The organism is Rhodococcus sp. (in: high G+C Gram-positive bacteria) (assembly GCF_049591685.1).
Lineage (GTDB): Bacteria > Actinomycetota > Actinomycetes > Mycobacteriales > Mycobacteriaceae > Rhodococcoides.
The window spans coordinates 1-9,377 of sequence record NZ_JBAWFH010000091.1; the positions used below are offsets into that span (position 1 = coordinate 1).

10 protein-coding genes and 2 pseudogenes are annotated in these 9,377 nt (G+C 64.6%); 4 read left to right on the plus strand and 8 right to left on the minus strand.

Features of this window, described 5'->3' with window-relative positions; translation table 11 throughout:
• Both WBQ44_RS04100 and WBQ44_RS04105 read right to left on the minus strand, forming a co-directional pair.
• Window positions 1–475, minus strand: a pseudogene (locus WBQ44_RS04100) (threonine ammonia-lyase); the annotation flags it as partial.
• Between the two features lie 59 nt (window positions 476–534).
• The gene (locus WBQ44_RS04105; RefSeq protein ID WP_495565464.1) at window positions 535–1,677 is read right to left on the minus strand and encodes an NAD(P)/FAD-dependent oxidoreductase; all 1,143 of its coding nucleotides are present in this window, start codon (window positions 1,675–1,677) and stop codon (window positions 535–537) included.
• A 74-nt stretch (window positions 1,678–1,751) separates the two neighbouring features.
• Between WBQ44_RS04105 and WBQ44_RS04110 the strand changes: the two genes are divergently transcribed.
• Genes WBQ44_RS04110 through WBQ44_RS04125 form a run of 4 tightly spaced genes read left to right on the plus strand, consistent with a single transcriptional unit; the run spans window position 1,752 to window position 3,661 of the window.
• Complete coding sequence (locus WBQ44_RS04110; protein WP_495565465.1) at window positions 1,752–2,243, plus strand: Asp23/Gls24 family envelope stress response protein; 492 nt, start codon at window positions 1,752–1,754, stop codon at window positions 2,241–2,243.
• Window positions 2,240–2,536 carry an Asp23/Gls24 family envelope stress response protein gene (locus WBQ44_RS04115; RefSeq protein ID WP_495565466.1) on the plus strand — a complete coding sequence of 99 codons (297 nt, stop codon included), beginning with the start codon at window positions 2,240–2,242 and terminating at the stop codon, window positions 2,534–2,536. Before WBQ44_RS04110 ends, WBQ44_RS04115 begins: the two co-directional genes overlap by 4 nt.
• Window positions 2,533–2,712, plus strand: coding sequence for a DUF2273 domain-containing protein (locus WBQ44_RS04120; RefSeq protein WP_495565467.1), 180 nt, complete (start codon window positions 2,533–2,535; stop codon window positions 2,710–2,712). The genes WBQ44_RS04115 and WBQ44_RS04120 overlap by 4 nt, the downstream gene beginning before the upstream one ends.
• Entirely contained in the window at window positions 2,705–3,661 is a 957-nt protein-coding gene (locus tag WBQ44_RS04125) for a DUF6286 domain-containing Asp23/Gls24 family envelope stress response protein (RefSeq protein ID WP_495565468.1), read from the plus strand. The genes WBQ44_RS04120 and WBQ44_RS04125 overlap by 8 nt, the downstream gene beginning before the upstream one ends.
• Window positions 3,662–4,208: 547 nt before the next feature.
• On the opposite strand, the pseudogene WBQ44_RS04130 reads toward WBQ44_RS04125, so the two are convergent.
• The 6 genes and pseudogenes from WBQ44_RS04130 to WBQ44_RS04155 all read right to left on the minus strand — a co-directional run.
• Window positions 4,209–4,307 (minus strand): annotated as a pseudogene (locus tag WBQ44_RS04130) (hypothetical protein); the annotation flags it as partial.
• A 217-nt stretch (window positions 4,308–4,524) separates the two neighbouring features.
• Window positions 4,525–5,715, minus strand: coding sequence for an elongation factor Tu (gene tuf / locus WBQ44_RS04135; RefSeq protein ID WP_495565469.1), 1,191 nt, complete (start codon window positions 5,713–5,715; stop codon window positions 4,525–4,527).
• 115 nt (window positions 5,716–5,830) lie between these two features.
• A complete protein-coding gene (gene fusA / locus WBQ44_RS04140; RefSeq protein WP_495565470.1) occupies window positions 5,831–7,933 on the minus strand; it encodes an elongation factor G in 2,103 nt (700 codons plus the stop codon).
• A 64-nt stretch (window positions 7,934–7,997) separates the two neighbouring features.
• Complete coding sequence (gene rpsG / locus WBQ44_RS04145) at window positions 7,998–8,468, minus strand: 30S ribosomal protein S7 (protein ID WP_057166992.1); 471 nt, start codon at window positions 8,466–8,468, stop codon at window positions 7,998–8,000.
• Window positions 8,468–8,842, minus strand: coding sequence for a 30S ribosomal protein S12 (rpsL, locus tag WBQ44_RS04150; protein WP_057166991.1), 375 nt, complete (start codon window positions 8,840–8,842; stop codon window positions 8,468–8,470). The genes rpsG and rpsL overlap by 1 nt, the downstream gene beginning before the upstream one ends.
• Before the next feature lie 343 nt (window positions 8,843–9,185).
• Window positions 9,186–9,377 (minus strand): TetR-like C-terminal domain-containing protein (locus tag WBQ44_RS04155; protein ID WP_495565471.1); only part of this gene is annotated, 192 nt, incomplete at its 5' end.

The following is a 9,377-nucleotide window of genomic DNA, read 5'->3' on the forward strand; positions in this document are numbered from 1 at the left end:
GGTCGGTACGACGATCGTGCCGACAGCGGGAAGCTGTTGCAGCAGTTCGGTACCCAGGGTGGCTTGCCCCGCAACGATATCGGCGTGATCGAACGGTGGATGAGTACGGCTCCGGTGCGCTCCGCGAACTCTTTCGCATGACCGAGCGCTTCGTCCACCGTCTGTCCGACGAGGGTCACGTCGGCGCCGTAGGCCTTGGTGGCAACCAGTTTCGGCAGCGACACCCCGGTGGCATGAACACCGTGGAGGAAATGCCCAATTCGGTTGCGGCCCAGGAAACTCTTTGCGCATGATTGCCCGCGCTCGCCGCGACCACCCCGTTACCACGCTCCGCTGCCGTCAGGCGGGCGATGCGGTTGTACGCCCCACGGGGCTTGAACGACCCGGTGCGCTGCAAATTCTCGCACTCGAGCGTCACTTCGTGGCCGGTGAGATCGGACAGAATCCTCGACGAGACGACGGACGTCCGACGCATCACCGGCGCGAGCAGCGACTCGGCGGCCGCGATGTCGTCGGTCGTCAGAAGAGCAACGCTCACCTGGGAGTACCGATTCGCGCACGCATCTTCATGACTGCACCCGCTTTACCTGCACCGACGACTGCAGTGAGGATTCCATCACGGACGTAGTACGCCAGGAACTTTCTACCATCGTCCTCGACCATCTCCACCGAATCGTCGGACGATGGAGCCCCCAGAGCCTGGATCTTGACGTCGTACTGATCGCTCCAGAAGTACGGCACCTTGCCCCGCGACGGCGCCGGCGGCGTGCCGAGCAGAGCAGGCACCATGACCCGAACCTGGTCGGCGACGTTGCTCCAGTGTTCGACCCTCGCGGAGCGATCATCGACCGTCCACGCCGACACGTCGCCGACCGTCCACACGTGCGGATCACTGGTACGCCCCACCGCGTCGGCCAGGATGCCGTCTGCGATGTCGATACCCGATCCGGCCAACCAATCCACCACCGGCGACGATCCGACACCGACGACGACGATGTCGCAGTCGATCTCGGCTCCGTCGGTCAAAACGACACCGGAAACCCGACCGGTTCCGCGCAGGGTCGCAACGCCGACCCCGGTACGCAGATCGACACCCTCCTCGGTGTGCATCCTGGCAATCAGCGCGCCCACCTCGGCTCCCAGCACCGAGGCCAACGGTGTGCCTTGGGGTTCGACGACCGTCACGGCCAGACCGAGATGACGAAATCCCGCGGCGAGTTCGCAGCCGATGAACCCGGCTCCGATCACGACGGCTCTGCTCGCACGGCCCGCGTCCTCGGCGAGCGCCTCGGCGTCGTCGCGAGACCGCAGAACGTGGACGCCGAACAGATCAGGAAGGGACGGCAGCCGCCGAGGGCGGAGTCCGGTGGCCACGACGAGGTCGTCGTACTCGATCGTCGTGCCGTCGGCGAGAGACAGAACCCGCGCCGCGGGATCGAGCGCGCAGGCAGCGACGCCCAACTGCAGCCGAATCCCGTGTCGGTCGAAGTACTCCTGCGGCTCGAGCGTGGTGTCCGCGCGCTCACCGCGCAGCACCTCCTTCGACAGCGGAGGCCTGTCGTAGGGCAGGTGCTTCTCGTCGCCGACGAGCACCAGGTCACCGTCGTAACCCGTCCTGCGCAGTTCCTGCGCCGTTTTCAGCCCCGCCAGTCCCGCTCCCACGATCACGATCGTCATGAGAGATCTGTACCAGAAAAAGAACACGTTCCACTGGCCTACCGTCCTCTGCGTCCGCGTCTACGATCGACACCATGAGCACAGACCCCAGCTTCGCCGCAGCAGGTTCAGCAGCGTTGACCACCACGCAGGGGCGAACGATCATCGCCGACGCGGTGGTCGCGAAGATCGCGGGCATCGCCACCCGCGAGATCAACGGCGTCTACGACGTCGGCGGCGGCACGGCACGGGTCGTCGGTGCGCTACGTGACCGCATCCCCGGCGCCCGCGTCAACCACAGCCAGGGCGTCGCCGTCGAGGTCGGCGAGAAACAAGCGGCCATCGACATCGGCATCGTCGCCGAATACGGCGTCGCATTGCACGAGTTGGCCGCAGGCATCCGAAGGAACGTCATCACTGCCGTCGAACGGATGACCGGACTCGAAGTCACCGAGGTCAACATCACCGTCTACGACGTCATTCTCTCCGAAGAAATCGAGCAGAACGCGCGAAGTACACCGCAGGCCGCACTGTCCGGTGTCGCGTTGCCGGACAGCGGGGCCGATACTCGTCCGCGCGTCCAGTGACCTTTCCGGATCAGGTCGAGCTCGCGGACACCGTGGCGGCTGCCGCAGTGTCAGTGTCCGGTGTCGCCGGTCTGCACGGGGGTGAGTTCGGCGAGATCGCGACGTATCTGCCGGGCCGCAAAGTCGTCGGCATCCGCATCGACGATCAACTGTGCGAGGTGCACATCAGTGCCGAGTATCCGACGGATCTCGGCGGGGTCGCGGCCGGTGTCCGGGCCGCGGTGCAGCCGTTAATGCCGGTGCCGGTCGCGGTGACAATAGAAGACGTAGTGGAAACAGGGGCGCGACAATGACCTACACATTCGTCGGTTTGCTGACCGGGCTGTTGCTCGCCCTGGCCGGAATCATCGGCGGTTTCAGCGGTTTCGTGCTCGCCCTGTTCCTCGGGGCAGTCGGCCTCGCCGTCGGCGCTCACTTCGACGGTCGGCTGGATCTGACGTCCATCGTGCGCAGTCGCGGCCGTGGCTGACACCCGCACGCAGAACGCAGCGGACACCCACACCACCCCGGCCGATGCGGGCGGCCCGGGCACCCTCGTCATCAAGGAGCGCGCGGTGGCCAAGGTCGCCGTCGCAGCAGCACTGACGGTTCCCGACGTGATCCGTCAGGTGGGCGGCATGTCCCGGCTGACCGGGCGTGAACTGCCCCGGGCCGACGTATCCGTCGGCGAGGAATCTGTGGCGGTCAACCTCTACCTCGCCCTCGCCTGGCCGTGCCGCATCTCGGAGGTCGCCGCAGCGGTCCACGACGAAGTGAGTCGCGTACTCGACGGCATCGTCGGTCTTCCGCTGCACCGCCTCAACATCCTCGTTGCCGCGACGACCCTGAAGGACAACAACGAGCGGGTCCCGACGACCACCCCGCCCATTCGGCCGACGTCGCCGCGGCCACCGACGGCTAGCCCTGCCGCAGTGCCCGTCGCACTCGTACTTGCCGTCGCACTGCTGGGACTGGCCTTCGTCGCCGGACGCGAATTCCTCATCGTGCACGACACCATCGTCGGAGCCCCGTGGATCCTCAACACCATCGACGCGATCGCGGATCTGCACTGGGCACCGTGGATGCTCGGCGCGTCCGCCGCGGCGCTGATCGTCGGGTTGCTTCTCGTCGCCCTGGGCCTCAAACCACGCACGCGCACCCACGTAGGCGCGGTCTCCCCTTCCGCACAGACACCCGCTGTGTGGCTGCGACCGGCCGACGTCGCCCGTGTGTGCAGCGACCGCGCGGGCTCGGTCCACGGCAGCCTGTCGGCCCGGACCACTGTTACCAGGAAACGAGTGACGGTCGAAGTTCATCCGGTCCCCGGTAGTGACGCGGCCGCCCTCACCGAATCGGTTCGCGACGCGCTGACCCCGACGCTCACGGCACTCTCCGACACCCGCCGGCTCGACATCCGACTCGTCGAAGGTGCGTCGTGAAACGCGTGACCGCGGCAGCCGACCGCATTTTGGCCGTCGTCCTGGGGCTCGCCCTCCTCGGCGCAGGAGCCTTCGCTCTCGCCTGGTACTTCGACGTGCCGTTCGCCACCAGCACGCTCTCGCGCTTCGACCGTCAGGTATTCGCGTCCATCCCTGCACAGAGTTGGTGGGAAGCGACATTGGCAGCCGCCGCCGCCCTCGCATTCGTAGTCGCAATCGCGCTGCTCATCGGCAACCTGTCTCCGCGCCGCACCGGCACGCTGCAGATCGCGTCGAACGACACGCTCGCCGTGCGAGTGGAGCTGAGCGCACTCGCCCGCGCTGTCGCTGCCGACCTCGCCGCGTTCCCCGGCGTCCACTCCGCCCGAGGACGAGCAATCGACGACCGAGGAACCACGACATTGGCCGTCACCGTGCAGGCCGCACCACACATCGACCTGGACACCTTCGCCCGCATCACCGAGAACACAGCTGCGTTCGTCGCCGAAGCCGTCGAAGGATGCCCCGTCGCGCTTCGAGTGCAAGTGCACGTCGACGCCGGCGATCCGAGCCGCGGATCCACTGGCTCGGAGTCCATCGCCAACACCGCGAACACGGCCTGATGCACACGCCACAGCGGCTCGCCGTCCACCGACCGCTGTAGCGCAGGTTCCGGACGTTGGCGCAGGTTGCACACTGCGCGGACAGCTGCAAGGTGCGCGGACAAGGGCGGCTGGCGGAGGGCAGCGAACCCAAACGGACGGCACTGCGCAGAGAACAACCCCACAACGCACAAACGGCACTCACCCGAAGGTGAGTGCCGTTGTGGTGGTGCTGGGTAAAGCTAGATCACTTGATGATCCCGTAGGCGGAGCCTGCGGAGACTACTTGATGATCTTCGTGACGCGACCGGCGCCGACGGTACGACCGCCTTCACGGATTGCGAAACGCAGGCCCTCGTCCATGGCGACCGGCTGGATCAGCGTGACGGACATCTCGGTGTTGTCACCGGGCATGACCATCTCGGTGCCCTCGGGGAGGGTCACGACGCCCGTAACGTCCGTGGTACGGAAGTAGAACTGCGGGCGGTAGTTGTTGAAGAACGGCGTGTGGCGGCCGCCCTCGTCCTTGGACAGGATGTAAGCGTTGCCCTCGAACTCCGTGTGGGGAGTCGTGGTGCCCGGCTTGATGATGACCTGTCCACGCTCGACGTCTTCGCGCTTGATGCCACGAACGAGAAGACCGACGTTGTCGCCTGCCTGGCCCGAGTCGAGCAGCTTGCGGAACATCTCGATGCCGGTGACCGTGGTCTTGGTCGAGCCGGGACGGATGCCGACGATCTCGACCTCCTCGTTGACGTTGACCGAGCCGCGCTCGATGCGTCCGGTGACGACGGTGCCACGGCCGGTGATGGTGAAGACATCCTCGACGGGCATGAGGAACGCTTTCTCCGTCTCACGGATGGGGTCCGGGACGGAGTCGTCGACGGCCTGCATGAGCTCGAGAACGCTCTCGGCCCACTTTTCGTCGCCTTCGAGCGCCTTGAGTGCGGAGACCTTGATGACGGGGGCATCCTCGTCGAAGTCCTGCGCAGCGAGAAGCTCGCGGACCTCCATCTCGACGAGCTCGATGATCTCGTCGTCGTCGACCATGTCGGCCTTGTTCAGCGCGACGAGGATGTACGGCACGCCGACCTGCTTGGCGAGAAGGACGTGCTCACGCGTCTGCGGCATCGGACCATCGGTTGCTGCGACGACGAGGATAGCCCCGTCCATCTGGGCAGCGCCCGTGATCATGTTCTTGATGTAGTCGGCGTGACCCGGTGCATCGACGTGCGCGTAGTGGCGCTTTTCCGTCTGGTACTCGACGTGGGAGATGTTGATCGTGATACCACGAGCCTTCTCCTCCGGAGCCTTGTCGATCTGGTCGAAGGCCGATGCCTCGTTGAGGTCCGGGAACTTGTCGTGCAGAACCTTGGTGATTGCTGCCGTCAGCGTCGTCTTACCGTGGTCAACGTGACCGATGGTGCCGATGTTGACGTGCGGCTTCGTCCGGTCGAACTTCGCCTTCGCCACTGTTGTCCTCCTGGACTGTATTGATGCTTGCGTCTATTGCAGCAGTGCGGATGGTTCACAGTTCATTTTGAACTGCATGGTCGTGCGGTGTTGCAGATCCAGCTGATGGAGAGATTTACTCTCCGGTTGCCTTCGCGATGATTTCCTTGGCGACGTTCGCGGGAACCTCTGCGTAGGAATCGAACACCATGGAGTAGTTAGCGCGGCCCTGAGTCTTCGACCGAAGGTCTCCGATGTAGCCGAACATCTCCGACAGCGGAACCAGTGCCTTGACGATACGGGCACCGCTGCGTTCCTCCATGGCCTGAATCTGACCACGGCGGGAGTTCAGGTCGCCGATGACCTCACCCATGTAATCCTCGGGCGTGATGACCTCGACGGCCATGACGGGTTCGAGAATGACGGGGCCGGCCTTGCGAGCGGCTTCCTTGAACGCTTGTGAGCCGGCGACCTTGAAGGCCATTTCCGACGAGTCGACGTCGTGGTAAGCACCGTCGAGCAGTGTGACCTTGACGTTGACCAGCGGGTATCCGGCGAGAACACCGTACTGCATGGCGTCCTGAGCTCCGGCGTCGACCGAGGGGATGTACTCCCTCGGCACACGACCACCACTGACCTTGTTCTCGAATTCGTAGGTGGCACCATCTTCGCCCTCGAAAGGCTCGAGCTTGATGATGACCTTCGCGAACTGGCCGGAGCCACCGGTCTGCTTCTTGTGCGTGTAATCGTGCTTGTCGACCGTCTTGCGGATGGTCTCGCGGTAAGCGACCTGCGGCTTGCCGACGTTGGCCTCGACCTTGAACTCGCGCTTCATACGGTCGACCAGGATGTCGAGGTGGAGCTCGCCCATACCGCCGATGACGGTCTGGCCGGTATCCTCGTCCAGCTTGACCGAGAAGGTGGGATCCTCTTCGGCGAGCTTCTGGATAGCTGTTCCCAGCTTCTCCTGGTCGGACTTCGTCTTCGGCTCGATCGAGACCTGGATGACCGGGTCCGGGAAGCTCATGGACTCGAGGATGATCTGGTTCTGCGGATCGCAGAGCGTGTCACCCGTCGTGGTGTCCTTGAGCCCGATGACCGCGTAGATGTGACCGGCAGATGCGGTCGCGATCGCGTTCTCCTTGTTGGAGTGCATCTGGAAGAGCTTGCCCAGACGCTCCTTCTTGCCCTTGGTCGAGTTGATGACCTGAGCGCCGGAGTCGACCTTGCCCGAGTACACGCGGACGTAGGTCAGCTTGCCGAAGAAGGGGTGCGTCGCAATCTTGAACGCGAGAGCCGCGAACGGCTCGTCGGCGGACGGCTTGCGAGTGATCTCCTTCTCCTCGTCGCCGACGGCGTGTCCGATGGTCTCGGCAACGTCGAGGGGAGACGGGAGGTAGTCGATGACCGCGTCGAGCATGGGCTGAACGCCCTTGTTCTTGAACGCGGATCCACAGAGGATCGGGTAGAGCTCGCTGTTGACCGTCATCTTGCGGATGGCGGCCTTGATCTCGTCGATCGTGAGCTCTTCGCCGCTGAAGTGCTTCTCGAGAAGCGCTTCGTCGGACTCGGCCACCGTCTCGAGCAGCTGCTCGCGGTACTCGTCAGCGCGCTCTTTGAGGTCTTCCGGGATCTCCTGGATCTCGTACTTCTCACCGAGCTTGGTCTCGCCGCTCCAGACGAGAGCCTTCATCTGCACGAGATCGACGACACCCTCGAACTCGTTCTCGGCACCGATCGGCAGCTGGATGACCAGCGGCTTGGCGCCGAGGCGGTCCTTGATGGTCTGAACGGTGAAGTAGAAGTCTGCGCCCAGCTTGTCCATCTTGTTGACGAAGCAGATACGCGGAACGTCGTACTTGTCGGCCTGACGCCACACCTGCTCGGACTGCGGCTCCACGCCTTCCTTGCCGTCGAAGACGGCAACGGCGCCATCGAGCACGCGCAGCGAGCGCTCCACCTCGACGGTGAAGTCGACGTGACCCGGGGTGTCGATGATGTTGATCTGGTTGTCGTTCCAGAAGCAGGTGGTGGCAGCCGAGGTGATGGTGATACCCCGCTCCTGCTCCTGCTCCATCCAGTCCATCGTGGCGGCGCCGTCGTGCACCTCACCGATCTTGTACGAGATACCGGTGTAGAAGAGGATGCGCTCGGTCGTCGTCGTCTTGCCGGCGTCGATGTGCGCCATGATGCCGATGTTGCGGACCTTCGTGAGGTCGGTCAGCACGTCCTGTGCCACGGCTAGATTCCCACTCTTTCGCTTGCTTGATTGCTGTCCGGTGTGCTGCCCCGAAGGGCCGTGATCACCAGCGGTAGTGCGCGAATGCCCGGTTTGCTTCGGCCATCTTGTGCGTGTCTTCGCGACGCTTCACAGCGGCGCCGAGGCCATTGCTGGCGTCGAGGATCTCGTTGGCGAGACGCTCGACCATGGTCTTCTCGCGGCGGGCCTTGGAGAAGCTGACCAGCCAGCGCAGTGCCAGTGTGGTCGACCGCTCGGGACGGACCTCGACCGGCACCTGGTAGGTGGCGCCACCGACGCGGCGGCTACGCACCTCGAGGGCGGGCTTGACGTTGTCCAGCGCGCGCTTCAGGGTGACGACGGGATCGGTGCCGGTCTTGTCACGGGCCTGCTCGAGGGCGCCGTAGACGATGCGCTCGGCCAGTGACTTCTTGCCGTCCAGGAGCACCTTGTTGACCAGCTGGGTGACCAGCTGCGACCCGTAGACCGGATCGTTGACCAACGGGCGCTTCGGCGCGGGACCCTTGCGCGGCATTAGCTCTTCTCCTTCTTCGCGCCGTAACGGCTGCGTGCCTGCTTGCGGTTCTTGACACCCTGGGTGTCCAGCGAGCCGCGGATGATCTTGTAGCGCACACCGGGAAGGTCCTTCACACGACCGCCGCGCACCAGCACCATCGAGTGCTCCTGCAGGTTGTGGCCTTCGCCCGGGATGTAGGCGGTGACCTCAACCCCGGTGGTCAGCTTCACGCGAGCGACCTTCCGAAGCGCCGAGTTCGGCTTCTTCGGGGTGGTGGTGTACACGCGAGTGCACACGCCGCGGCGCTGCGGGCTGCCCTTGAGGGCCGCGGTCTTCACCTTGGCGACCTTGTCGCGGCGACCCTTGCGGACCAGCTGGTTGATGGTTGGCATGTACCGGCTTTCTGTGTTGCTACTTCTACTTCAGGTGGCTCAGTGCTACTTCAGATCGAACTTTTAAGTCTCTGTACTGCTGTTTTCGCCTGATCGCTTCCCCCGCGACCGGGCGTGTCGCGCAAGCCCGGCATCGGAACTGTCCGATGCATCCGGAGCCTACGAAGACACACGAATTCGCCCGACCTGCAGGCACACGGGCCGTTTTTGACAGCCGCGCGCGCCCCTGACAGCCAGGCACGAGGCTCCACAATACCAGGGGTGACCGTGCCGAACCAAACCCGTGCATAAGGGCCTTATCGCAGGTCAGACGCCACAGCCGCAGGAAGGGCTGCAGGCGACGTTACCTGCGCTCCATACCGGCGGCCAACCTCAGCACCATGTCGGTGTACACCGCGTCGGTGTCGACGTCATCCATCACCCCGGTCATCTCCAGCAGGACGAAGCCGTGCAGGGCGGACCAGAACTCCAGGGCCGCATAGAACGCGTTATCGCCGACCAGTCCGTAGGACGCCAGCGCCGCCAGCACCGGGCC